Genomic DNA, 24,228 nt, shown 5'->3' on the forward strand with positions numbered 1-24,228 from the left:
AGAACGAATTTCATTGAACCAATAGAGAACATTAAAATTAGGAGGATGTTTTGACAACTAATAAAGCACACAATTTGAGTCTCTCAGCATTGATGTTAGCAGTATTGATCGTTTGCTCACAGCTAACCATTCCGCTTCCCATCGTTCCAATAACGCTCCAAACATTGGCAGTAGGCATTATCGCCACCATGTTGTCCCCAGGCTATTCGGTTTTAGTCGTATCGGCATATATCATTCTAGGCGCCATTGGTTTACCCGTCTTTGCCGGTCTTTCCGGCGGAGCACCTGTATTAGCAGGACCAACTGGTGGCTATATATGGGCCTTTCTAGTTTATGCACTCATAACCTCGCTACTGTTAAAAGTAACTGATAAATCGGCATTTGCTGTATTTCTTATGAACGCGATTGGGGCGATTGCTCAACTGTTCCTTGGAACGCTTTGGATTCAGTTATTCATGCATGCCTCAATTTTAAAAGCCTTCTCTATTGGCTTCTTCCCGTTCCTTATTCCCCTAATCATAAAGGTGATACTTGTAACGGCAGTATATGAAGGACTAAAAAAGGCAATCGTTTCATTTGCTTGACCCCCAAGATCAACAACTCTTCTACTCGCATCAAATTAATAGTTAAGACAGGAGTCTTACTTATGGCAAATTCTACGATCAGGCAGGCCGATATACTGTTAAGAGGTGAGCACCCAATAACAGACCGAATATGAATCGCCGTTGCCTGGCGGTATCCTTACCTCATCATAACGAAATGGTGAGGTATTTATATGGCAGATAAACCAGAAATCGTCCAAATCAAGATGGACAAAACCCTGCATTCTCAAATCCAAGCACCGACCAAAGCGCTACAGATCAAGATTGACAGTAACAAGTCAGTCGTAGTCTACAATCATATTCAAGGTTACATTCTTGAAGCGCTCATGAAAGCCGTGTTTACTGATGCTCATTGATCCAACACGACTTCACGGAATCTATTTGGTGTGCGGTAGAACTGATCTGCGCCGCGGTATTGATGGCCTAGCGGCAGTCGTTCAAGAGCAATACCAACTCGATCCGCATAATCAGTCGCTTTACTTATTCTGTGGGCGTCGTAAGGACCGATTCAAAGCATTATTCTGGGACGGTGATGGTTTCATATTATTATACAAACGCATTGAGAATGGCCACATTCAGTGGCCAACCAATCAAAACGAGGTGAAGAAACTCCACACAAAGCAACTTGTTCGTCTACTTTCAGGTTGGGCAATTGAATCGTCAATCAAGCCGATACGACCGCCAAAAAGTAATCATGGTCAAACGCGATGATTAGTGATAAGCTACTGCCAACAAAGATAACGAGGCAGTGCAAATGGCAACCACGACGGAAGATCTGCTTAAACAAGCACTCGAACAAAACGCCAAATTACTTGAACAAGTTCAACTCCTGACGGAGCAAGTAGCTTATTTAACTCATCATCGTTTTGGGCGTAGTTCGGAACAAATCGATCCCAACCAAACCTCATTGTTGGGTAAGCACCTAATAATCGACCGGATATGAATGCGTCTAAATTCAAGATATCATTACCTCATCATAAAGATTGGTGAGGTATTTTAATGGAAAATAAACCCGAGATTGTTCAAATCAAGATGGACCGTCCACCACGCGCTCAACCATCGGCGCCCTCCAAAGCGTTACAGATCAAGATCAATCAGAATAAGTCGGTCGTTGTCTACAACCACATCCAAGGCTATATCTTGGATGCCTTGATGAAAGCTGTGTTCAGTGATGCTCATTGATCCGACTAAGCTTCACGGTATCTATTTGGTATGCGGAAAGACCGATCTACGTCGCGGTATTGATGGCCTTGCGACGATCGTTCAAGAACAATATCAACTCGATCCTCAAAACCAGGCACTGTACCTGTTTTGTGGTACTCGAAAGGATCGGTTCAAAGCACTGTACTGGGATGGTGATGGCTACTTATTGCTATACAAGCGTGTCGAAAATGGTCGCTTTCAGTGGCCAAACACACAAGGAGAGGTGAAGAAGCTCCATACTAAACAATTGATTCGCTTACTTTCCGGATGGGCGATTGAATCAACGATCAGGCCTATCCAACGGTCAACAAGTAACGCTAGTCAAAGACGGTGATTCATGGTAAGCTACTGCCAACAAATATCACGAGGTAGCGTCAATGGCAACCACGACTGAAGACTTACTCAAGCAGGCACTTGAGCAGAATGCGCAATTGATCCAACAAGTCCAGCAACTCACCGAACAGGTGGCGTATTTAACGCGCCAACGTTATGGTAGTCGTTCAGAGCGGATCGATCCCAACCAAACATCGCTATTAGGTGACGATAGTGTTTTTACCAACCCAGAGCAAACTGGGCAACAAAGCGAAGAAGTAACAGATGATGAACCGCTTATGCCTCGTAAGCCCAAAGCGACGCGGCGGCAGCTATTGGCGAAGAATCTACCGGTAAGAACTACTATCGTTCCTAAGACAGATGAACATTGCGACCAAGGGCACGATTTGAGGACGATGGGTACGCACTTCGTTCGCGAAGTCGTTCACCGGATTCCAGGACGTTTATTTGTCGAGAAGATCTACGAACAAACCTACAAGTGTATGACTTGTGAACTGGAAGATGAGGGTAGTCACGTCTATCATGGTGCAGCGCCGAAGGCACTGATTGCCCATAGCATCGCGACGCCATCGTTGGTCGCGTCTATCCTGCATCAAAAATACATCTTGGGGACACCACTTTAACGACAACTCAAAGATTGGCAGCGTGCAGGTGTCCTACTCAGCGAAACGACGGTGGCCAATTGGGTGATTAAGTGCGCCGAGTTGGTGAAGCCCGTCTACGACCTGATGCGCACTCACTTGATGAGCCAAGGGTTTCTTCAAGGTGACGAGACGCCTTATCAGGTCCTTCAAGAGCCTGGCAAGTCTGCGCAAAGCAAGTCGTATATTTGGGTTGCGCGAAGCATCACACGGTGCGATACCCCGATCGTGGTGTATGCCTATGCGAATACTCGTTCCGGGAAGTTCGCGCAAAGTCTGTACAGCGGTTTTCCAGGAGTACTTCAATGTGACGGCTACGCCGGATACAATCTTCTCGGCGACACGATCACCCGGGTTGGTTGTTGGGCACATGTGCGGCGCAAGTTCTTTGATGACTTCAAAAACACTAAGCAGATGACACCTGGTCTAAAGCTACTTAACCAGATGTTCGCATTTGAACGAGACTGGGCCAGTCTGGATAGCGTGTCACGTTTGAACAAGCGGCAACAAGAGCTGAAACCGTTGATAGAACGATTCTGGCAATGGTGTGATCAGGCCGACGACCTGCCGAAAGATCGGTTGGGAAAGGCCCTCGCCTACGCGCAAGGCCAACGTGCAGCACTAAACCGGGTCCTAGACTATGGCGAGATCGATCTGAGCAACAACGCATCCGAGCGTAATATGAAGAGCTACGTGATTGGGCGGAAGAACTGGCTGTTCAGCACGAGTCCCAAAGGTGCAGAAGCCAACGCTATTTGGATGACGATCGTCGAGACCGCCAGGGCTAATGGAGTGGATCCACGCGACTATATCACTCAGCTACTAGAAATAGTCTCACAGCTGCCAACCTTCGCGAAAGCTGAATCGTTGGAGGCGTGTTTGCCATGGAAATCAATGAGTATCGATTCAAGCGTGAAAACAATCGCTTGAAACTAGCATAGGCCAACAATCTCAACGGACGAGATTGTTGGCTTATTTCAACGGTCGGCTATTAGGTGCTTACGATCCTCTTCCAGTTTGATGCGAACAATCTCTGGCTTCTCATCCAATAAAAATCACCTCACCATATTTGATGAGGCAATCATATCGCCCAGAAGCTAGCATTCATATCCGGTCTGTTATTAGGTGCTTACCCAAAAAGGCCCACGGCATGTCAACTTCGACCCCACTTTACCAAAAAGAAAAGTGGTGAACCACGATTCCGTCGAATCATGATTCACCACTAATTTTCCTCAACTAATCAGATCAACTCATACGTGGGCATTGATCTGCGACACTATGAATCCGGCAACTACGAGGCAGCCGATCACATCTCCAAGCGGGGTAATCCCTACGCCCGTAAGATCCTGTTCAAGATGATTGGGACCATGGATTCGGTCGCTAAGCTGCCTAACCACCCCAACCACATCGTTGATTACTACGAAAAGAAAAAACAATCTTCTCAGTCGAAAGGGACTAAGAAGATTGCCATTGCGGCGGTTTCCCGCCTCATCAGAACTATTTACCACCTTGTCATGCACAATCAGACTTATGACTACCAGAAAGCCTCGCTAGGCAGGTAAGCAAAGCCGTCATGCACAATTCCATTCTATAGGCTTTGTTCAAAAACCGAAAGAGCAAAGTTCTGTTTGGTGTACCTCAAGGACCCTTCAGAAGCATCACTACATTCTCCTGAGGACCCGAACCAAGGACTTTGTAGGAATCAATAACGAATCAAGAAAAGAAATTCCTTGATAGGCTTGACTTTGGGTAGAAAAAAGGCTGGCTCATTATCGATAGGGAGGATTCTTATCGGTAATGGGCCGGCCCTTTACCGATGCTATGCAGAAAAGTTTTCTTTTACCCAGTTCTGAAACAACGTCGGCCAGATCGCCACCTGCGGGTCAACTTCTGTTCCCTTGCGCGTTCGAGTTTCGTCCGTTGCCAGACTCAGACCATGGCCGCCGTTGGGGAAAAGATGCAGCTCCGCCGGCACCCTGGCAGAGCGCAGCTTTTGCACAAACTGCAGTGAGTTCTCAGCTGGGACTAAATCATCGGCCATGGTGTGCCAGAGAAATGTTGGCGGTGTCTCGGCCGTGACGTGCAGCTCAGGACTGACATCGTGCAGCAAGGTCGGATTGTGTTTCTCCGGCCCGAGCAGATGGTCAATGGAGGACTGGTGGGTATACTGGCCAGCAGTCAGGACAGAATAGGCCAGGGCGAGACCGCTGGGCCGCAACAGGCGCGGATCGCTGGCCGTGTCTTGCAATACAGGGGCGGACCACATCGTGGCCAAGCTGGCCGCGAGATGGCCGCCGGCGGAGAAACCCAGGACGATGATGCGGTCCGGTTCCACGTGCCACGCGGCAGCGTTGTGCCGAATCAGCAGAATCGCTTGGGCCGCTTGGCGCAGGGCGATGGGATACAGTGCCGGATAAACCGAGTATTTCAAGATAAAAGCATGATAGCCCCTCCCCAGGACCTTCAAGGCCACTGGTTCTGCCTCCCGGGGCGAAATGAACTCGTAACCGCCGCCCGGAAAGATCAGCACGGCCGGGCGAACGCGGTCGCTGCCCATTTCATGATTATTGTCAATGACATAGCCCGTGAATTGGGCGGTGCCCGGGCCTTCAGTGATGACTTTTTGGATATAGTGCACTGCCGCAGCGCCTGCTTTCTAAAGAAATTTTACCAGGGATGAATGACCGAGATCGTCCGCGCCATGTCGGCCGCGTGCGCCGGATCGCGGAGCAGATAAACGGACAGGACGTCGATCAGGTACATCAGAGAGAACTGGGAATTGATGAAATTCTCCCGGTTCAGGAACAGCGCATTATACACCAAGACCGTGATTTCACTGGTCTCGGTCAGCTTGCTCTTTTGGAAGCTGGTGAACGAAATGATCGTCGCACCCTGCTGGCGGGCCAGTTGTGCGGCCTCAATGACTTCCACGGTGTTCCCGGAGATTGAGATGCAGATGACCAGGTCTTTCGCCGTAAGCAGGGAGGCAGCAATTTTCATACTGTGGGAATCGGTGCAGGCGAAAGCCGTTGACCCCATCCGGCTTAAGCGCGTTTCGAATTCCTTGGCCGTCAGCCCGGAACTGCCGATACCGTAGACGTAAATCTTGCGGGCTTGGGAGATTTTGGCCACTACTTGGGTAATGGTCTCCTCGTCCAGGCGTTCGACGCTCTTATTGATCACGTGCTTGTAGAATTCGTTGATCTGCTGCAGTGTGTCGTCAGAATTGGCGGCCGGGACCGGCCGCTGTTCCGTCGTGACGACGGCCAGCTGGATTTTAAAATCCGCGTAGCTTTTACAGTCGATTTTCTGACTGAACCGATTCACCGTCGCGATGGACGTGTGGGTGACTTGGGCCAGTTGAGTAATTTTCATTTCCCGGACGTCCCGGGGGTGATTGACGACGTAGAGCGCCACGGCGCGTTCTTTGGGATGAAATGCGTTAAACGTGCGCTCGATCGTCTTGAGAATGTCCATGTCCATGCGCCGCCTCTTTCTGTAAATAGTGGTAGAGAGCCCCATACATCCCGGCTTCGTTGCCTAGGGTGGCTGTCTTCAGGGCGGTGGCCGCGTATTGCTGCGCGGTGAGCCGCTGGCGAAACGCCGCGTCCAGCAATTGGCCGAACTCGGGGGCGCCTTCGATGATGCCGCCGCCAATGATGAATAATTCGGGATTCAGTAAATGATTGATATTGACGAGTTCACTGGCGATGCCGTCCAGCCAGAGCTGCACGGCGTTTTGCACATCTGGAGTGCCGTCACGAAAGGCGTGCACGACCTGATAGCCGGTAGTGAAGGGCTGATTGGCAGCGTCCGCGGCCCGGTGGATCAGTGCCTGCGTGTTGGCGTAGGTTTGGAAATCCTGGCCGTTTTGATTCACGCAACCCACTTCCCCGGCACCGAAACTGGCGCCGCGGTAGAGCTGGCCGTTGATCAGAATGGCGCCGCCGATGCCGGTACCAATGGTCATACAGAAAATATGCTGCTTGGGATAGTGATTGCGCCACAACTCGCCGAGCAAGGCACAATTCACATCGTTTTCGACCCAGCAGGGGACACCGGTGCTGTTCTCAACACTCTGTTTTAACGGCGTGCCCATGTAACCGGGAATTGTGTAGCCGGCCGAGACGATCGTGCCAGTGTCCGGATCAACTACGCCCGCACTGACGATGGCGACACCGGTGATACCAGAGTGGTGGTACGCCTGGTAAATGGTCCCGGCTTGGGCGGCAATGTGATTGTCCGCAGCCGTCTTTCCGTCGGCGTTTCTTGTACTGCGGTGATGCGCTCACCGGCTTCAGTGAACAGGGCATGTTTGATTGTCGTACCGCCAATATCCAGCGCAAGCAGGGCCATGGTCACGCCTCCTGTTCTTCCGGCTGATCAATGGCCGCAACAAACCGTTTGGCGATTTGCTGCGGGCGGGTGATCGCGCCGCCGACTACAACGGCGAATGCCCCGAGATCCATGGCCCGCCGCGCCTTTTCCGGCGTATCGATCTTGCCTTCGGTGATCACCGGTTTTGTGACCGCTGGAATCAGCTGTTTCAGATAAGCAAAGTCGTTGTCAGCAATGTTTTGCCCCTGGGTCTCGGCCGTGTAGCCGTGCATTGTCGTGCCGATGATATCGAACCCCAGCTGTTGCGCCTGCAAAGCTTCCGTCACCGTTGCCGTGTCGGAAGCTTTGCAGAATCTGGGGATACTTGGCCCGGGCATAGGCGATTAATTCCGCCAGCGGCATTTCCGGACGGGGATGGTTCGTGGCATCCATGGCAATGATTTCCACCCCGCAGAAATCCAGCTGGTCAATTTCCAGCGACGTCGGCGTGATGTACACCGGTGATCCCGGATACTCCCGCTTGATAATGCCAATCATGGGTAAAGAGACCACCTCCCTGATCGCCAGAATATCGATCATTGAGTTGGCCCGGATCCCCGCCGCCCCAGCCGATTCGGCGGCCTTGGCCATACGGGACATGATATAACTGCTGTGCAACGGTTCATCAGGCAATGCCTGACACGAGACAATCAGGTGGCCTTTGAGTGTATTCAAGTCCATGATCAGACCCTCTTTCCGCTAAGATGCATTACACCGCGTGCTGCGGGTAATGGCAAATAACCTTGTGAGCGGTTAAGGGCGCAAAAACTGTGTTACGCCACGAGTTTAAGATACCATATGGAAATGATTTTTGCAGTAGATATGTGATGGATATCATTTACATAAGTGGGAAATTGCGGTGTATTTACAGGGCCTTCTGGTTCAAAGCAGGACGGGGAACTAAGTGGTGAAAGATTCTGTGGTATTATCGACACATCATGTATTGAGGGAGAAGTCGAATGGAATTAGGGGAGTTTTTCCGCCAGCAGCGGCTGGATAGCAATTTGACGATTCATCAGGTGGCGCATGGCATTATTTCTGACGCGGCGTTGTCCCGTTTTGAGCGTGGGGAAAATGAGCTGAGCACGCAGTCTTTCTTGCAGCTGTTACCGCGGTTGAATGGCAACCCTGATTATTTGCAATATGGGTATGCTGGTCTTGATTCGGCCAATCCGCTAGCTGGTCCAAGCGGTACACTTAAAACGTATCATGATTGGGGTCTGCACTTGCTGGCGCTTTTTGATAAGACCGGCTGGCCGTATTATCGGTTGGCGGGAATTGAACGGTTGATCATTACGGATACGTATACGCAAAAAGGAGAAGCAACCCGGGATATGGTTCAGGTTGTTCTTACTCATCTCAACCAGGTTCAACCATGGGGTACATTTGAAATTCGTCTCGCGTCCAGGTTGACCCGGTCATCATTGCTAGAGCAGTCTGAATTGCTGCACTTACTGGAACAATGTTGGGCTGTGGCCCGGCAACACGCCACAGAGATGGAAATTGCCTGGTCAGAATCGCCGTTTGCTTACGCTGTCATTGCATGCCAGGCAATCAGCATGGAACTGATTTACCGGAATCAATTTGTAAGCACCTAATAACAGACCGGATATGAATGCCAGCTTCTGGGCGATATGATTGCCTCATCAAATATGGTGAGGTGATTTTTATTGGATGAGAAGCCAGAGATTGTTCGCATCAAATTGGAAGAGAATCAACGCCGGCAGACTCAGAGCGTGCCGACTAAGGCGTTCCAGATCAGGATTGGTGACAATAAGACCGTGGTGGTCTATGGCCGGATTCAAGGTTACATTCTTGACGCCCTACTGAAAGCCGTGTTCAACGATGCTCATTGATGTGCGTAGACTAAGCGGCATTTATCTGATCTGTGGCAAGACCGACTTGCGTCGCGGCATCGATGGTTTGGCTGGCGTGATCAAGGAAGAATATCAACTTGACCCATACAGTCGAGCGCTATTTCTATTCTGTGGCACACGCAAGGATCGGTTCAAAGCCCTCTACTGGGCTGGTGATGGATTCATACTGCTCTATAAGCGGATCGAAGACGGCCGACTTCAGTGGCCAACGACCCAGAGTGAGGTGAAAAAGCTACACGCAAAACAACTAGAACGGCTGTTATCGGGCTGGGGACTGGAGTCCACAGTTCGGCCTTACTGTCCACAAAGACAGGCGCCGAATTCTGGTAAAGTGTCCACTAAATAAAGCTAGGAAGCCTGTCGTATCAGTGGTACACTCAGCCCATCTTGATGAATTGAGGTCCACGCCGATGGCGAAAACGACTGAAGAATTACTCGAGCAGGCGCTCGAGAAAAATAGCGAACTTACCAAACAGGTTGGGAGTCTGACTGACCAAATTCAGGCCCTGACGGAACAGGTCGTATATTTAACTCGGAAACTCTACGGGTCTCATTCAGAGAAGCTGGTTGATCCGAATCAGCTTTCTCTGTTGGAGGACAGTAGTGTTTTTACGGACCCAGAGCAGACTGGGGAACAAAGCGAAGAAGCAGTCGTAACGTCAACCCAGCGTAAAGCTAAACGGCGCCGCGTTGAAACCATTGATGTTAATCTACCGGTTGAAGAAACGGTTATTGAGCGCGAAAGCAGCGTTTGCGAACATGGACATCAGCTAATAAAGGTCGGCAAACACTTTGTTCGCCAGGTCGTGCAACACATTCCAGGTAGACTCTATGTTGAGAACATTTATGAAGCGACATACAAGTGCGCTGACTGTGAACAATCCGATGGCGTCTCTCACCTGTATCAAGGCCAGGCGCCGCAGGCGTTGTTTCCTCACAGCGAGGCAACCCCATCATTAGTCACCGAGGTGCTTCATCAGAAATATACTCTGGGGACCCCACTCTACCGCCAGAAATTGGAGTGGGCGCGTGATGGCCTGATCGTCAGCGAAACAACGATGGCCAACTGGGTCATTAACGCCGCAGAAATCGTCAGACCAGTTTATGATCTTATGCATGAACATCTCTTATCGCAGCGATTTCTTCAGGGTGATGAAACACCATTCCAAGTGTTAAGAGAACCTGGCAAGTCTGCCAGGAGCAAGTCTTACATCTGGGTCGAGCGCAGTATTCGTCTCGCCGACCAGCAGGTCGTCTACTACGCATATGGCAATACCCGTTCCGGTAAGTTCGCCCAGCAAATTTACTCAGGTTATACGGGTGTCCTGCAGTGTGATGGCTACGCCGGTTATAATCTCCTCGGCGACAGCGTCATCCGGGTTGGTTGTTGGGCCCACGTAAGACGCAAGTTCTACGATGACGCCGCGAAGGTCAAAGGTAAGTTCACTCGCACGAAGCCTTTAGAGCTGCTCAACCAGATGTTCCATTCGGAAGAACAGTGGCGCCTTCTCTCGCCAGAGGAGCGTCTGAAGTGTCGACAGACCGACCTGAAACCGCTGATCGATCAGTTCTGGGCATGGTGTGAACAAGCCGCTCCAGCGCCAAAGTCGCGATTGGGCGTCGCTTTGACCTACGCCTTGAATCAGCGCCAAATGCTCAACCGTGTCTTGGAGTTTGGCGAGATCGATCTGAGTAATAACGCTTCAGAGCGAAACATGAAGTCCTTCGTGATCGGTCGCAAGAACTGGTTGTTTGCGACGAGCCCGAAGGGTGCCGAGGCCAACGCCATCTGGATGACGATTGTTGAGACCGCAAAGGCCAACGGACTGGATCCAAGAACTTACATCGAACGTCTTCTGCACGAGCTGTCGCAGCTTCCCACTTCTCCTACGAGAGAACAAGCTGAGTCTTATTTACCTTGGAATCAGTATCTGAAGCCATCAAAACAAGAGATTGCTTGAACAACGAAGGGGCGTAATCCGAGAATGCGGATTACGCCCCTTCTTAGTTTGCAAGGCGGTCGGTTATTGGGTGCTTACATCAATTTGCAGCAGCGGTGAAAGTGGTTCATGACATCGAGCAGTTACCGCTGAACCAAAATTTGAGTCTATTGTACAATCAAACCAGGACGCGCCTATATTTGGCTTACCACGAGCATCCTGGAGAGGAAATCAATAATCAGTTCCTTTGCGCAAGCGTGGCAGGGAACCCGGTTTGCCGAAATCGGTCAGAAAAATCTCACTCGCTGGAAGGATTACGTGAAGAAAGAGAATCGAAAACATGATGATTGAAGAAACGTTCAAACAACTGCGGCAAGAACGCCAACTCAGCTTGCGTCAAGTGAGTGCTGGTATTGTATCGGCCAGTACACTATCGCGTTTTGAGCAAGGGAAAACGCACTTATCAGCGGTCACCTTTATTCGGCTACTGGATCGGATGCAGGCAGACTGGTCGATTTTTATACCGTCAGAGAAAGACGGCGCCGGGAATCTGCTGCAGGCGTTGTTGTATCAAGCCGATCAAGGTAACGAAAAAGCAGTTGAAAAATTTCCCGCGACAATTGAAAAAACTGAGGAGGCGGCAAACCATGCTGAATATCGTATTTTGTGCGACTTATTGTTGAAAAACAAGTTTAACTTGGAAACACATACGTTTAATCAATCAGTTGCCTTCGCAATGACCAAGGTTCTTGATTCGACTGGATGGTCAACATTTAGTGCTGCCTTGGCCAAACAGTTGGTACACGTTACAACTTTACAATCACTGCCAACAGTGCTAAATGCTGCCGCCGGACAGCTGCAAAGACAGACGCCGCAACTACCGGTATTCTTTTCCCTGAGTGTTTTTATCCTTTATCAGGAAGGGGTGTTGCGGTTGCTGCGGGCGGATCAGGTAACTGTCGCGCGAACCGCTCTTGATGCGATTCATTCAGTTTTGCCCTTGACTGCTGAAGAGGATTTCACTTATTCCATTGTTAAGGAAATTTGCGCTAATGTTGAGGGCAAACAAACCGTCAGTTTTAAGCAGACGGCATTGACTCTGAATTTTTTGATGATTTCCCGGGCAGACAGAAATTTGCATGAGCTTGTGCCGCAGATTGCGCCGTTGATGAAACGGCAGCATTTCAGTACTGATTTGTTTGATGTTGGACAATTGTATGCTGACTACGAAACGGTTTCCTAGTTGCAATGCATCAATCACGGATTGCCGCTTGTAGTTGGCGCAGTGAGTTCTGCATAACTTTGGGTGGTACCATCATCCCAGGTTGCTGAGCCATCAGGGTGTACAGTGCAAGTAAGAGCTCCAGTTTCTTTTTGAGTAACGAGCCACCCGCCCGCGACAGGCTTTGCGGTTAACGTATCTGCAATTACTGAATCTGCATGCGCCATTAGTGCAATTGCCTGAGCAGCATTAGTGATTACAGTAGATTGTGTCGAACCGGCGGTGCTATTTCCGGCAGCTTCATCGTTTTCTTGTGATGAACTCGATGATTCATTTGCGCTCTGAGTAGTGCTTCTCGCATCACCCTGCGAGGATTCTTGACTTTCCTGGTGCGGCGTGTTGATCTTGATTAGCTTCTTATCTGTCAGGTTCGCCGAAGTCACGCCATCTTTGCGGAATGCATAGTATGTGTAGGCCAAGGGGTAATGCTGGTTTAAATACAGAAAGATACCAGCACCGACAAGAAATTGACCATTGACGTGGTCAAATATCTCAGTGATCTTCTTTGTCTCACCTGGCTTTACGGTGAGCAGACCGGTGAGTTTACTCACTTTTTTGTGTTCGGCGTCTGCGAAAATCATGAATTTGCTGCGGTCAAATTGGACAATCTTGTTGGTGTGGTTAGTCACTGCCATACGGATTGTGTCTTCCTCGCCGGGATTGGGGGCGCCGGTACTGTCTTCGGTGGCTTTGAAGGCAAAGTTGAACTTGGCGCGATCTGCTTTTGAGAGATCGGTGTAGTACACTTCCGAAACAGTCTGTTTACTGATTTTACTTGTGTCGGTGGATTTTTGCGTTCCTTTTTTGTTGATCAGCTGACAGCCAGTCAGGACGAAAACGGCGACCACCAAACAGAAGAGAAGCAGGACAGATCTTCTTTTCATAGGATTATCTTCTTTCGTTTCTTTCGGCTGCATGGTTACTGCGCACGGCGGCCACGATCATGGTGACGATGATCGATACGAAAATACCGGTGAGAATGTTCTCTACCCAGCTCATTCCAGCAATGTGCGAAATGATTACCACAATTAATACAGTCACCCAGTAGATTAATTTATCGTCTGCGGGATGGGTATTATTTCTGGCTTGTGTTTGTGGCACAGATTGATTGGATTGGCCTTCGGCAGACTGTTGGGGAGCGGCTTGGTTAGGTTGGGACGATTGTTGCTGGTCAATAACCAAGCTATGCCCACAGGATGGGCAAAACTTTGCGTTTTCTTGAATCTTGGCTCCGCAATAAGGACAATAGTGCATAAGATCACTTCTTAACCGTTTTGTAGTGGATCTAGTCGGTAACGTCGTACGTTACAGTACCGTCCCTCACCGAAAATATTGTTCGACTTTCATTATCTGGATTGAGCACTTCAATTGTGATGCCATCACCGTAATTCTTTTGCAGATTGCTAGACATTTTTGTTACGCCGTCCGTGAATTGGGACCAATCATCATAGTAACTTGAGTCTTGACCGTTTGCGATGATCTCTTCTGCTTCGCGGGCGAGATCGCTTTTTACATGAATCACAACAAGGTCTTTACTCTTGACGTCAAAGCTAGCGTACTGGGAAAATCCTTTATCTTCGAGCTGCTTGTTAAACTCACTGGTCAGATCTGCCCGTTTTTCCGCATCGCTTTTACCAAAACCGGACTTGCCGAGGAAGATGATCGTGATAGTAAGAACAACTGCGAGGCCTAAAATGATTATCCAAAATGAGTTTTTATTGGTGCGCTGGCCAATACTTGGGCTTTCAGTAACCGGTTGGGCAGCCTGTTGAGCCGGTGTACTCGTCGAATTAAATTGTTGGTAGGGGTTGCTGGCATTCACAGACGCTGGCCCATTGTCGGCTTCGGAGTTGGCGGATTGACTGTCGGCAGCGCTCTGATTCGCAGGTGTCGGCGTGGGAACATTGGCCGGCGGCGTTGCGGGTGATTCGGATATCAGGTTGGCCTCATCCGTGGCAATACCCAGTTTGGCGCCGCAACGAATGCAGAATTTGGCTTGGACCACGTTATGGTAACCGCATTTGGTACAAATCTTGATCATGATTGATTTCTCCTTCCAAAGACCAGAGTGGCTTCAGATATCCCCGAGCATGTGGCGAACGTTTTGTAGGTTTTGTTTTATCCAAGGGCTGCCTGGAATGAGCTTTTGCGCAGCGAGGGTCATTACATTACCATCTGTACCAACGATTTTTAGTTCAATTTGCGTTAACCGGTTTTTCCCTGTGGTGAACCTGGCAGAGAACTTAACCGGTTCAAAGGATAGGGAACGAATAGCGCTGAGCGGAATCAGCTTGTCCTCACCTGTCAACTGATAGTGGAGTGTAGGGCTCACGGCGACTTTCATAAACAAAAGACCGGTTTGCTCAAAGCTAATGTAATACATGGTATTGATCAGACCGTTAACAATCCCGCCAAGAAGTACGTTGTTATGCAAGTCTGACTGCGCAAAGATGATCTTGTCTGCATCGGCAGAAAACCCGAGCGACTGCTTGTAGCGAACAATTGTATCCAATGATGCCATTATGCTTTTCCTCCTGAAGTTATTTGCATACCTTGTTTCCGTGCCTGAATCTCTGCCAAGCCTTCACCCATGAGGTTATAGAGGAGCGCCCAGCCAACGATGGTGACAGTAATGATTGTGAGTAATTGGCTGTCGAGAATGACGGTCGCCTTGTCCCAAACCGCATGGAGCGCAATGGCCGCGGCAAAATAGCCGAGAAACTTTCCCTGGAAGAACGTTTTGCCGTCCAATGGGGCATTTCTCTTCACGGCGACTAACGCCGCACCGGTGATGGCGGTCCAGACAACATGGCTGCCAGTGGCGGTAATGGCCCGCAACAGAGCCACGTCCAGTAATTCATCACCGGCGTTGTAGATGTAACCGGCCGTTTCGAAAGCCGCGAAGCCGGCGCCGATAGCGGCCCCAATGAGCATGCCATTTAGGATATAGGAATAATTGCTCTTCTTAACGAAGTAGGCAACAATCAGCACTTTGCCCAGCTCCTCGGCAATGCCGATGCTGATGGTATCGCCCCAGGTGAAGGTGCCATAGTACTGCTCCTGAGCTGAAAAAGAGACGAACTGGTAGAGGAACATGGTTACCAGCAGAGAAAGAACGCTGCCGAGAACAAACACCTTGAGGGTTTCGTAGAAGCTGATGTTTTTGTAGGCATTCATTTCGAAGAAAAACACCAGTGCGCTCAGAGGGACGGCGAAGGCCCCAGTTAAGATCACGCCTGGAATCATCAGTGCGTTGTTGTCGCTAACGGCCACAAACAGGAGACCGCAGAAGCTGATGGCGAATAGAGCGAAGACGCGGGCAAAAAGCCATGGACGGCCCCAGTCCGATTTAACAGCACTTAATGCGGGTGTTGTCCTTTGTGTACCCGCAATGAAGATTTCTTCGGCTTCTGCCTGGCTGTGCTTTTGAAAGACCTGAGAAAAGACGAGCTTCATCGTGGCCGCCGCGGCCTTGGACGAAGTTACAAATTGGTTCGTCGCTGACGGAGTTGATGGGACAGACATCGTGGGGACCGGGCTAGGTTGAGACGTGTTGGGGGTTGGCGTAGCGCTGGTATGCAAGCGATAGCCGCATTTTGGACAAAACTTTGCACTGGGTTTAAGCGGTTTCCCGCAATTCGGACAGAATTTCATATTGAGCCCCCCCTTCAGTCGGCATCCAGCAAAATGTGGGAAAGTTTCTCACCCAGATTGCTTTCTGCTTCGATTTGTTCGCCGGAATGGCCATTTTGCGACATGACGACAGCGACGAAGACGTGTCGGTCGCCTTGGACAATTGCCGCATCATTTTCCACGCCGTATTGCCCAAATTCACCAGTTTTGTTATAGATGGCCGTGGCATTGGTGATTTTTGCCGGCAGCTTTTCGTGGTTTTGATTGTTTTTCATAATGGCCATCATTTGGTTATCGGCCTCTTTGCTTATGAGCTTGCCGTTATTAATTAAGGTAAGCGCATCGCCTAGGTCCTGTACGCTGGTCATATTGTCTTTGCCAGCAGCTAAGGCATCGGTATCCATCATCTTGCGTTCGAGCACAGTATCGGGGAACCCAAGCTTTTTGATTTCTTGGTTGACCACATCGAGACCGCCCAGATAATCGATCATGACATTGGCTGCCATATTGTCTGATTTCTCCATCATGTGATCCATCACCTGACGATAGGAAAGAGTCGTGCCATCCGGCATGTTCTGCATATCGCCGGTGCCGCTGACTTTGTCGGCGCCAGCTACTGTATATGTATCCGCCAGATTGAGGTCGCCATTTTGTGCCTTGGCAAACGCCGTCACCATGATGAAAATCTTGATAATGCTGGCCGCTCTTTGCGGTCGATTGTTCTGTACAAAGTGTTTTAGATGGAGCTCGTCAGAAGCGGACACAAAGACGGAATTATCACCCGGAATCTGGCCCATTGTTTGGTTCACCGCAGCTTGTACTTCGTCGTAGAGTTGGGTGTTATACGACTTTGAGGAAGAGCTGGCTTTCTCGGAAGAAGAGCTGGCTGCTGCCTTGGTTTTACGCGCCGGAGACTTGCGGGTGGTTTTGGCCACTTTCGTCGTTTTTGGTGCGGCGGACTGGCGGAAGTATCGGTTATAAACCACCCAGCCAGTACCGGCCATCAGCGCGATGAGTACAATAATAGCTAGAATAGCGGGAACTTTCCGGTGATTGGCAGGCGTGGCTGCTTGGGGAGGGACAGGCGGCTGATTGGGTGGCGTGCCTAGTTGTGGGCTTGCTATGTCAGCAGCGTTCTTCTCCGGACTTGGCTGATTCGGTTCACTGGGAGCAGTCGGGGTATCCGGCGTGTTTTCCACTGACGAATCCATTGTTTGTGCTGGTTCCGGCTCGGCATCCGTAAATTCATAACCGCAGTTTTCGCAAAACTTGGAATCGAGAGCATTCAGATGGTGACAGCGGGGACATTCCTTCTTGTCTGTCTGGGTCGGCATACTTTTCGGTAGCTTTTTACCGCAATTCAAACAGAAATCGGCATCGGGCGGGTTTATGGCGCCGCAGTAGGGGCATTTCATTGGATGATCACATTCCTCTTCATATTTTTCCTGAATCGATGGAGCATTTGTGCTTTTTAATTATCGGGATAAGGTGTTGATACAACGGTGAAGTTACCGTCGCCCATGGATACTTCCAGCTCCCCATCACTGTTGACGCGATAAATACAATCCCGTTTCATAATACTGGGATCGCCTGTCATTGGTGTGTAGACCCGGACAACTGCATAACCATCTTCAAATGCTGGTTGTAATTCAACTTTTATCTTATCAAGTCGCCAACCATTATCTGCCAAAGCAGCGCGCACCCAGTCCAGCAACTGACTCTGCGTTAAATTCTTCATATCAACGGTTCCGCTTGAACTGGTATCACTGGTGTCGTCCGTATCATCGTCTGTGTCATCTGTATTAGCCGACGGGTTGTTGTCGCTGCTGCTTGAAGATGACGCAGAATTAGTCTGCTTCGGAGCATTCATTTCGATCAGTTTTTTATCCTTCAAGTTGTTCGAGGTCACGCCACCAGACTCAAAACAGTTGTAGGAATATGCCAGCGGGTGTTGCAAACTTAAATAGACAAAGATACCCGGACCGACCAACGATTGTCCGCCGACTTTTGTAAAAAGACTATGGATTGTTGTTTTGCCTCCGGAATCAAGCTGAATCTTTCCGCTTTTGGCACTTTTTTTATTCTCTGGCCAATCGCGTGCAACCAATAGAAATTTTGATTTATCAAAAATGATGGGTGTGGAGGAATCGTTTTCAACAGTCATGGTAATGATATAGATTACTCCAACCTTGAGACCTGTTGTGTCGTCCTCCTCGGCCTTAAATGAGAAATGAATATTCCGAGTGATTTCGGCAGAGGCATCGCTATATGCGATGGCCTTAGGCTGATTAGACGACTTCTTTACTGAGGACGCTTTGCTGGCAATGTGGTGCCCCCGTGCTGACGTTCCTGCAGCAAATGGATTTTTTCCGACGAATTGGCCCGGCAGATCACAACCAGAAAGTACGATCAGTCCTAGGAAACACAGACAGATTAAGCGTATGAACCGTTTCATAAAGTCATCCCCCCAGTCACAAAGACGGCAATCGCGTAAGCAACGTTGACGGTACCGCCAATTAGGCCCATAACCGCCATGACTTTGGACAGGCGGTGGACCTTTGTCACTAATGCCCAGATGCTAAAAATGATTGCCAGAACACCAACGACTCCCCAGAGGTTGATGAACCAGCAGCCGAGACCAAAGATATAGCCGAACAAAGCCAAAAAGCTGAAGCGTCTTTCATGAACAGATGCATCGGCATCATTCGCACTGTTGTCTGGGATGGTTGCATCTTCGGCAACTGGCATAGGTTCAGCAGCTAGTGCGTCGATATTGGGATCAGATGTCTCATTCTCGGACGTTGATTCTTCGGACTGTACGTCTTCCTGAACGGCCCTTTCTGACTCGTCCGGTTCTGCTGTGGTCTGTTCTTCGTGAACGGGCGCATCCTCGTCTTTCGGCTCCGGAGCGGCCGACGATTCCTCAGCATCACTCGGGGTGACACCTTCTGATTCTGGCTGTTCAGGTAAGGCCTGCTTTTTCTCTTGTTCATTTTTAGTAACTGAATCAGATGCTTCTTTCTTCGGCCCGGCAACTGGCGCCTCGGGCGTCGCCACATTGTTTTCGGGCATATAATCAGCCAGGCGCACGCCGCACTGGTCACAAAACTGCTGTCCTGGTTCAACCGGTGCGCTGCAGTTGGGACAGAACACTATCTGTTGTTGATCACTCGCCATGATCGCAACCTCCCCATTAATGTATCTATAGTAGCACATCTTCAGTAGCTAATGCTCAAAATTGTGAATATGCAACGCCACCACAAAGAAGCCCCCCAATGACCCTCATCAATGCAGGACTCGTTGAAACACAGCGGATGGAAATTAATAGTTCAAGTTGGCGACATTTTGATCTGGAATTTCTTGAAACTCGTCCTCCAGATACCGAAGACCATACTTTTGCTGGGCGTAAGTGACATCGTTGTCTGTCAGCTTTCTATTCCAGTCTTTGTAGGGCGGCTCAATGTAATACTCGACGGCGGCTAACTTGCGCCAGCCTTTTTTGGCAAATCGACAGGGAATAAATTGCTTAGTACACTTAATTTTTCAAAATCATTTCAAGAACCAACAGCGACTGAGCCGGTGACGTCACTAACTCATAATCTTGAGACAGATTTAAAGATTGAGAAGAAGATTGATAGATTATCCGACATGGTTGAAGCCGGGTTAGCGATGTTTGATATTATCTTAACGGGAATTGTAAATGAGAAAAATTAAATTAGTAATTGGCCCGCGGAGTTTCTTTGACAAACAAATAACTATGCCTGATCTGATAGCACTAGAGACATATGTCACGTTCTATGATCAGACTAATCACAACGTAATCGAGGCCGCAGATGAAGATAAGTTTAGACAAAAGCTATCGGGTAAGACTCTCTATGGAACTTCTGAGTCTTTTGCAGCAATAACTCAGTCAGGAATTGAAACTTTATCAGAGAGTTTACGATTGGCAGTGGAATTTGCAGAAAACATTGTTCTTCAGAATCCACCGAGAGTCGTCGTCCATCAATTAATGGCATCTTATCCAGATAAAACAGAGGTATTGAAAAATAAATTTTTGGAAATCTCTAAAGATGACATCAAGGAATTCTATGAAAAATTTCCCGAGAATATATATTCACAAAGGAATGCATTGCAGACTTTATTCACTGTACTAACTGAATATCAGCATCGTAGCAATCACCATATACCGCTTGTTCTGATGTTTTATGGGCCCTCTGGAGTTGGAAAAACCGAAGCAGCGAATCTGTTGGGTGAAATACTGAGTGGCACGTTGTCACGGCAACAGTTGTCAATGTTCCAGAATCCATCGGCAGCAGATTATTTATTTGGCGCCGAACATAGTCAACGTAGTTTTGCGTGGGACCTTGCGAATCGGGAATCCAACGTAATTTTGCTTGATGAATTTGATAAACTGGGAAATTTGATAAAGTAAGCTCAGGATTTTAGAATGCATTCTATCAATTGTTTGATGAGGGTGTTTTTGAGGACAGAAATTATCACGTCGAGACGGAGAATCTGATTATTAAGGGATTATTATTTGTACAGCAAACTTTGAAAACATTGAGCAAATTAGACAGACGCTCGGTGATGCAATGTTTTACCGCTTTGATGCATTTATTGAATTTACCTCATTGAATTCGGATGCATTCAATCGAATTGTGCACGATATCGTAACTGAGATATGGGGTGAGCTTAGTCAAGCAGAACAATCAATTTTCAAGACTAAATCTGATTTAGTAAATCTGTTCAAACAAGATATTCCATATTTCCAGAACTATCGACACGCAAAAAAACTCATGCGCCAGTTCGTGTACGAAAGGGTGGCATTGCATTCGCTTTAGATGGGGAGTTCTATGATAGTGTAAGCGTTGGTTTATTTCATCTTGAGGTCCATATTATTGCTTTTATTGGCAATGATATGGGCTTTTTTTGATGGGAGAGAATTAATTTCGAGTTAACTGGAAGTCTTGTGGGATTATGATCCTCTATATTAAAAGCACGTTACAGTTCGAATTTTTGTTTCAAAACGCGTCCTACAAACCGTCTGTATATGGTGAGAGCGAAAGTTCTCATAGACCTTCCGGAAGGGTCTTGCAACGCAGCGCCGCCGCGCGCGGCGTGCAGCGCGAAAGCCGCTAGTGCGAGCGGCGGCGGTCGGCGTTAGCCGGCCGCCACAAGCCCCCGGTCTCTAATAGGGGGGCAAATATTAGAGACAAAATACACGTAAGTAGGACGAAAGCGCCGGTGGCAAGCCACTTTGCGTAAGCAGAAAGAAGGCTTTGCTGTCAGGTCGCTTCGAAAGGAGCTAACATGCTGAAAGATTTGAACTTAGTCGGCGGGATGACGAATACCGACTGGCTAAACCAGTTTCATGATGAGATGCGCACGCACAAGATCACTCAGGGCCAATTAGCGAAGACGGCTGATTACAGTCGATCGCATTTGAACCAGCTGCTGACGGGAAACAAGCCGATTAACCAACAAGCGCGGTTGCGATTGACGTTGGCACTGCGGTCGTTGACCGGCCAGAACAACGTTGACGTCTGTATTGATTACTTGGGCGTTACCTTCAAGTCGCACGACTATGAAGAACTGGTGACCGAACTGTTCCAGATTAACCTGAATCACTTTAATCTCAAAGAAGGGGCGCGATACGGGTACGCGGCGACCTTCAAATGTGGTGAAATCGATGTGTTGCTGTCGCCGTATCAAGATGTGAATGCAGACGGTTATGATCCAAGCGAAGACAGTGGCACAATGATTGAACTGAAGGGCCAAGGCTGCCGCTATGTTGAATCGTATTTGCGCCAGCAGAATCGCACCTGGTACGACTTCCTAGAGACGTGCATTGCGCTTGACGGTCATTTCACCCGAGTTGACCTCGCCATCAATGATCGCAATGGCTTGCTTGACGTACCAACCTTGATTGAGAAGTGTGACCGTGATGAATTCACCTCACGTTTTCATGGTTTCCGAGATAATCGCACCAAGCAGTGGAAGGTATCGGGCAGAACCTTGTATCTGGGGTCGCCGCAAAGTGAAGTGTACTTCTGTATTTACGACAAGGCTTTTGAGCAACACCAGAAGCACCCTGAGATTGCGATTGAAGATCAGCCGATACGGACACGCTTTGAAGTCCGGTTACGTCGCAAACGCGCCGCTGCGGCAATTAAGAATTTGTTGGCAGAGCATGATCCAGAGAAAGTTGTGTTCGGCATCATCAATCGCTACCTGCGTTTTTTGACGCCGAGTCACAAAGCGAAGAGTCAGTGGGCGACAGATCCGCGCTGGGATGCTTTCATCGGCAATTATCGCGACAAGCTGCGACTTTCTACCAATCCTGAACCATTGAGTTACGCGCACATTACCCGTTGGCTCAAGAAGCAGGTCGCGCCGTCGCTGAAGATGTTGCAGCTGATTGATCAGTACAATGGCACTACTGAGCTGAAGGCGATTATTGACGGCGGCAAGTTGACGCAACGCCACTGGGACTTGATTCACCACTATCAGCATCACCGCAACGGCGTTTTGACGGATTCAGAACCGAGTGAGACATCAAAAAAGAGCGACTATGCCGACCAAAGCAAGTAGTCACCCTTCACAGATAAGATTTGGGTCCTATCTGGTTTGATTATCTCACTTCAATCAATGAGAAGGAAGTGACGTAATTGGATAAGAGTTTTGTCTGCTATCAAGATCTGATGGCATTAGGTTTTAAGCAGCACACCGCGCGCGATATTATTAGACAAGCGAAGCAAAGGATGGTACAAAAGGGTTATCCCTTGTATCTCAACCGAAACTTAGGGCGCGTGCCGCGTTCTGTCGTTGAGTCCATTCTCGGATCACCGATGAATGGAGCTGTTGAGAATGAGTAAAACCAAATATCCAGGCGTATTCATAGACGCCAAAGGTAACTTCTACTATGAAACCGAGTTAGGCACCGACAAGATGAGTGGCAAGCGCGTCCGCAAGAAAGGGCGGAAGGACAGTCAAGGAATGCCGTTCAGTACCGCGTTTGCTGCAAATAAGGAACTCACGCGGGTGAAGCGTGAATATCATGAGGCGCATGGGTTTACGAACTTCCGCATGACCTATCGCCAGTTCATGAAAGATGCGTATATCCCAGCGTATAAAACCGACGTGGAGGAAAGTACCTTTGCCGTCCGTAATCGTAGCTTTGATATCTGTATCGCACGGTTTGGCGATCAGTTGTTGCGTGACATCGATATCACCGACGTGCAGAACTTCCGCACGTGGCTGCTCACGGATGAGAAGGACGGCGGTGCGGGCTACTCGCAAGGCTATGCTGGATTGGTGTTCGGCTGCTTCCGCAAGTCCCTTGATCATGCGGTGCAGATGCAGTATCTGTCCAGCAATGTGTCGAAGCGGGTCAAGGCGATCCCTAAGGCCAAAAGCAGCGTGCCGTTCTGGACGAAAGCTGAGTTTGAACAAGTTATTGCTCAGATCTGCATTGATGACATCTACGGGCACCTGAACTTCGTGATGTTGTGGCTGTACTTCCTGACTGGCGTGCGGGTCAACGAAGGCACGGCGCTGTGGTGGCGGGATGTTGATCTCGCCAAGAAGCAGCTACACGTTGACCACATGCTGGTGATGAAGAGCCGCCATGACTGGGAACGCCACGACTACACGAAGACGGACAGTGGCAAGCGCATCTTGACGCTTGATGATGATACCGTGGCAATTCTACGGCGCTGGCGTGAGGTACAGACGAGTTTCGGTCTGGGTGGGGTTGATGACTTCATCATGACCTACGATGGCCTGCCGATGACTAAGTCCACGATTTCACGGATTATCCACCGCTACGCCAAGTTGGCGCAGGTGCATCCAGTCGAAGGCAAAGGGCTACGCCACAGTCACGCGTCATATCTCATCAATGAGTTTAACGTCTCCGTACTGGTATTGTCTAAGCGTTTAGGGCATTCGTCACCTGAGATCACGCTCAAGCACTACTCACACTTGTGGGGTGGGCTGGATGCAGATATCGCCGAACAGATCGCAGGCAACATCACGATCAAGACGGCGGGCCAGAATCAGGTGCGATTCGTGGGAAATCAGGCGGTGAAGTACGATCAATTAAGCCCCGCCAAACTCCCCGCCAAAGCGGCAGTTGAAGCATAGAAAGCTAGTGATGACGCGGGTTAATACCGCTGAAGACACGCTCGAATGGGAATAAAGAGCAGGTGACACTTGAGATGAAAAGCCTGATTTAACGGCGTTTTCGATTGAGTGAAACGAGTTGAAATAGGTAGAATTGAAGTGGTTCCCTGCCAAAACCCTGCCAAAAATGAAGAGCCAGTCCGGAGAAATCTGGGCTGG

General features: G+C 49.2%; 29 protein-coding genes and 3 pseudogenes. 19 read left to right on the forward strand and 13 right to left on the reverse strand.

The genetic code is table 11. The features are described 5' to 3' along the window. Nucleotides 1–50 precede the first annotated feature (50 nt). From HII33_RS03850 to HII33_RS03885, 9 genes and pseudogenes are all read left to right on the forward strand, one after another. Nucleotides 51–584, forward strand: coding sequence for a biotin transporter BioY (locus HII33_RS03850; RefSeq protein WP_179394477.1), 534 nt, complete (start codon nucleotides 51–53; stop codon nucleotides 582–584). Between the two features lie 191 nt (nucleotides 585–775). Continuing rightward, nucleotides 776–958: a hypothetical protein gene (locus HII33_RS03855; protein WP_057821157.1), complete on the forward strand. Its 183-nt coding sequence runs from the start codon at nucleotides 776–778 to the stop codon at nucleotides 956–958. After that, nucleotides 948–1,313: an IS66 family insertion sequence element accessory protein TnpB gene (gene tnpB, locus HII33_RS03860; protein WP_057821159.1), complete on the forward strand. Its 366-nt coding sequence runs from the start codon at nucleotides 948–950 to the stop codon at nucleotides 1,311–1,313. The genes HII33_RS03855 and tnpB (HII33_RS03860) overlap by 11 nt, the downstream gene beginning before the upstream one ends. Before the next feature lie 43 nt (nucleotides 1,314–1,356). Then, the gene (locus HII33_RS03865; protein ID WP_179394478.1) at nucleotides 1,357–1,545 is read left to right on the forward strand and encodes an IS66 family transposase; all 189 of its coding nucleotides are present in this window, start codon (nucleotides 1,357–1,359) and stop codon (nucleotides 1,543–1,545) included. 56 nt (nucleotides 1,546–1,601) lie between these two features. Next, the gene (locus tag HII33_RS03870; protein ID WP_179394479.1) at nucleotides 1,602–1,784 is read left to right on the forward strand and encodes a hypothetical protein; all 183 of its coding nucleotides are present in this window, start codon (nucleotides 1,602–1,604) and stop codon (nucleotides 1,782–1,784) included. Next, nucleotides 1,774–2,139, forward strand: a complete 366-nt coding sequence (tnpB, locus tag HII33_RS03875) for an IS66 family insertion sequence element accessory protein TnpB (protein WP_179394697.1) — start codon at nucleotides 1,774–1,776, stop codon at nucleotides 2,137–2,139. Before HII33_RS03870 ends, tnpB (HII33_RS03875) begins: the two co-directional genes overlap by 11 nt. 43 nt (nucleotides 2,140–2,182) lie before the next feature. Beyond that, nucleotides 2,183–2,761: an IS66 family transposase gene (locus tag HII33_RS13755; RefSeq protein ID WP_246287259.1), complete on the forward strand. Its 579-nt coding sequence runs from the start codon at nucleotides 2,183–2,185 to the stop codon at nucleotides 2,759–2,761. 12 nt (nucleotides 2,762–2,773) lie between these two features. Beyond that, a pseudogene (tnpC, locus tag HII33_RS13760) lies at nucleotides 2,774–3,709 on the forward strand (IS66 family transposase); the annotation flags it as partial. Between the two features lie 296 nt (nucleotides 3,710–4,005). Beyond that, a pseudogene (locus tag HII33_RS03885) lies at nucleotides 4,006–4,341 on the forward strand (transposase); the annotation flags it as partial. A 257-nt stretch (nucleotides 4,342–4,598) separates the two neighbouring features. On the opposite strand, the gene HII33_RS03890 reads toward HII33_RS03885, so the two are convergent. From HII33_RS03890 to HII33_RS03910, 5 genes and pseudogenes are all read right to left on the reverse strand, one after another. After that, nucleotides 4,599–5,417 (reverse strand): alpha/beta hydrolase, encoded by an 819-nt coding sequence (locus HII33_RS03890; protein WP_343036826.1) that lies wholly within the window; start codon nucleotides 5,415–5,417, stop codon nucleotides 4,599–4,601. 29 nt (nucleotides 5,418–5,446) lie between these two features. After that, nucleotides 5,447–6,262, reverse strand: coding sequence for a MurR/RpiR family transcriptional regulator (locus tag HII33_RS03895; protein ID WP_179394481.1), 816 nt, complete (start codon nucleotides 6,260–6,262; stop codon nucleotides 5,447–5,449). Next, nucleotides 6,222–7,013, reverse strand: coding sequence for an ROK family protein (locus tag HII33_RS03900; protein WP_179394699.1), 792 nt, complete (start codon nucleotides 7,011–7,013; stop codon nucleotides 6,222–6,224). Before HII33_RS03900 ends, HII33_RS03895 begins: the two co-directional genes overlap by 41 nt. Further along, complete coding sequence (locus tag HII33_RS03905) at nucleotides 6,932–7,135, reverse strand: ROK family protein (RefSeq protein WP_179394482.1); 204 nt, start codon at nucleotides 7,133–7,135, stop codon at nucleotides 6,932–6,934. Before HII33_RS03905 ends, HII33_RS03900 begins: the two co-directional genes overlap by 82 nt. A 2-nt stretch (nucleotides 7,136–7,137) precedes the next feature. After that, a pseudogene (locus HII33_RS03910) lies at nucleotides 7,138–7,837 on the reverse strand (N-acetylmannosamine-6-phosphate 2-epimerase). Between the two features lie 278 nt (nucleotides 7,838–8,115). Between HII33_RS03910 and HII33_RS03915 the strand changes: the two are divergent. The 5 genes from HII33_RS03915 to HII33_RS03935 all read left to right on the forward strand — a co-directional run bounded on the left by HII33_RS03915 (nucleotide 8,116) and on the right by HII33_RS03935 (nucleotide 12,216). After that, nucleotides 8,116–8,754 carry a helix-turn-helix domain-containing protein gene (locus HII33_RS03915; RefSeq protein WP_179394483.1) on the forward strand — a complete coding sequence of 213 codons (639 nt, stop codon included), beginning with the start codon at nucleotides 8,116–8,118 and terminating at the stop codon, nucleotides 8,752–8,754. A gap of 72 nt (nucleotides 8,755–8,826) precedes the next feature. Then, nucleotides 8,827–9,012: a hypothetical protein gene (locus tag HII33_RS03920; protein ID WP_179394484.1), complete on the forward strand. Its 186-nt coding sequence runs from the start codon at nucleotides 8,827–8,829 to the stop codon at nucleotides 9,010–9,012. Beyond that, the gene (gene tnpB / locus HII33_RS03925) at nucleotides 9,002–9,379 is read left to right on the forward strand and encodes an IS66 family insertion sequence element accessory protein TnpB (RefSeq protein ID WP_179394485.1); all 378 of its coding nucleotides are present in this window, start codon (nucleotides 9,002–9,004) and stop codon (nucleotides 9,377–9,379) included. Before HII33_RS03920 ends, tnpB (HII33_RS03925) begins: the two co-directional genes overlap by 11 nt. A 64-nt stretch (nucleotides 9,380–9,443) precedes the next feature. Continuing rightward, a complete protein-coding gene (gene tnpC, locus HII33_RS03930) occupies nucleotides 9,444–10,994 on the forward strand; it encodes an IS66 family transposase (RefSeq protein WP_179394486.1) in 1,551 nt (516 codons plus the stop codon). Nucleotides 10,995–11,313: 319 nt separating this feature from the next. Beyond that, the gene (locus HII33_RS03935; protein WP_179394487.1) at nucleotides 11,314–12,216 is read left to right on the forward strand and encodes a helix-turn-helix domain-containing protein; all 903 of its coding nucleotides are present in this window, start codon (nucleotides 11,314–11,316) and stop codon (nucleotides 12,214–12,216) included. Nucleotides 12,217–12,230: 14 nt separating this feature from the next. On the opposite strand, the gene HII33_RS03940 is transcribed toward HII33_RS03935, so the two are convergent. From HII33_RS03940 to HII33_RS03975, 8 genes are read right to left on the reverse strand one after another with little or no spacing between them, the layout of a single operon-like run. After that, nucleotides 12,231–13,139 (reverse strand): hypothetical protein, encoded by a 909-nt coding sequence (locus HII33_RS03940; RefSeq protein WP_179394488.1) that lies wholly within the window; start codon nucleotides 13,137–13,139, stop codon nucleotides 12,231–12,233. 4 nt (nucleotides 13,140–13,143) lie between these two features. Further along, complete coding sequence (locus HII33_RS03945) at nucleotides 13,144–13,509, reverse strand: zinc-ribbon domain-containing protein (protein WP_179394489.1); 366 nt, start codon at nucleotides 13,507–13,509, stop codon at nucleotides 13,144–13,146. A gap of 31 nt (nucleotides 13,510–13,540) precedes the next feature. After that, nucleotides 13,541–14,296: a zinc ribbon domain-containing protein gene (locus HII33_RS03950; RefSeq protein WP_179394490.1), complete on the reverse strand. Its 756-nt coding sequence runs from the start codon at nucleotides 14,294–14,296 to the stop codon at nucleotides 13,541–13,543. 33 nt (nucleotides 14,297–14,329) lie between these two features. Continuing rightward, the gene (locus HII33_RS03955) at nucleotides 14,330–14,776 is read right to left on the reverse strand and encodes a hypothetical protein (RefSeq protein ID WP_179394491.1); all 447 of its coding nucleotides are present in this window, start codon (nucleotides 14,774–14,776) and stop codon (nucleotides 14,330–14,332) included. After that, complete coding sequence (locus HII33_RS03960; protein WP_179394492.1) at nucleotides 14,776–15,909, reverse strand: PrsW family glutamic-type intramembrane protease; 1,134 nt, start codon at nucleotides 15,907–15,909, stop codon at nucleotides 14,776–14,778. Before HII33_RS03960 ends, HII33_RS03955 begins: the two co-directional genes overlap by 1 nt. Nucleotides 15,910–15,923: 14 nt before the next feature. Beyond that, nucleotides 15,924–17,303 carry a serine hydrolase gene (locus HII33_RS03965; protein ID WP_179394493.1) on the reverse strand — a complete coding sequence of 460 codons (1,380 nt, stop codon included), beginning with the start codon at nucleotides 17,301–17,303 and terminating at the stop codon, nucleotides 15,924–15,926. A gap of 56 nt (nucleotides 17,304–17,359) precedes the next feature. Then, a complete protein-coding gene (locus tag HII33_RS03970; RefSeq protein ID WP_179394494.1) occupies nucleotides 17,360–18,343 on the reverse strand; it encodes a hypothetical protein in 984 nt (327 codons plus the stop codon). Then, entirely contained in the window at nucleotides 18,340–19,065 is a 726-nt protein-coding gene (locus HII33_RS03975) for a zinc-ribbon domain-containing protein (protein WP_179394495.1), read from the reverse strand. The genes HII33_RS03970 and HII33_RS03975 overlap by 4 nt, the downstream gene beginning before the upstream one ends. A gap of 98 nt (nucleotides 19,066–19,163) precedes the next feature. Here HII33_RS03975 and HII33_RS03980 point away from each other — a divergent pair, with 98 nt between their 5' ends. The 5 genes from HII33_RS03980 (at nucleotide 19,164) to HII33_RS04000 (ending at nucleotide 24,030) form a co-directional block, all read left to right on the forward strand. Continuing rightward, nucleotides 19,164–19,301 carry a hypothetical protein gene (locus HII33_RS03980; RefSeq protein WP_179394496.1) on the forward strand — a complete coding sequence of 46 codons (138 nt, stop codon included), beginning with the start codon at nucleotides 19,164–19,166 and terminating at the stop codon, nucleotides 19,299–19,301. A gap of 287 nt (nucleotides 19,302–19,588) precedes the next feature. Further along, nucleotides 19,589–20,320 (forward strand): AAA family ATPase, encoded by a 732-nt coding sequence (locus HII33_RS13770; RefSeq protein WP_246287260.1) that lies wholly within the window; start codon nucleotides 19,589–19,591, stop codon nucleotides 20,318–20,320. 878 nt (nucleotides 20,321–21,198) lie between these two features. Next, a complete protein-coding gene (locus HII33_RS03990; RefSeq protein ID WP_033572651.1) occupies nucleotides 21,199–22,479 on the forward strand; it encodes a replication initiation factor domain-containing protein in 1,281 nt (426 codons plus the stop codon). Nucleotides 22,480–22,556: 77 nt separating this feature from the next. Further along, nucleotides 22,557–22,763 (forward strand): DUF3173 domain-containing protein, encoded by a 207-nt coding sequence (locus HII33_RS03995; RefSeq protein WP_003575700.1) that lies wholly within the window; start codon nucleotides 22,557–22,559, stop codon nucleotides 22,761–22,763. Continuing rightward, nucleotides 22,756–24,030, forward strand: coding sequence for a tyrosine-type recombinase/integrase (locus tag HII33_RS04000; RefSeq protein WP_179394497.1), 1,275 nt, complete (start codon nucleotides 22,756–22,758; stop codon nucleotides 24,028–24,030). The genes HII33_RS03995 and HII33_RS04000 overlap by 8 nt, the downstream gene beginning before the upstream one ends. The last annotated feature ends 198 nt before the right edge of the window (nucleotides 24,031–24,228 follow it).

It is taken from the genome of Lacticaseibacillus absianus (assembly GCF_013407595.1).
GTDB lineage: Bacteria > Bacillota > Bacilli > Lactobacillales > Lactobacillaceae > Lacticaseibacillus > Lacticaseibacillus absianus.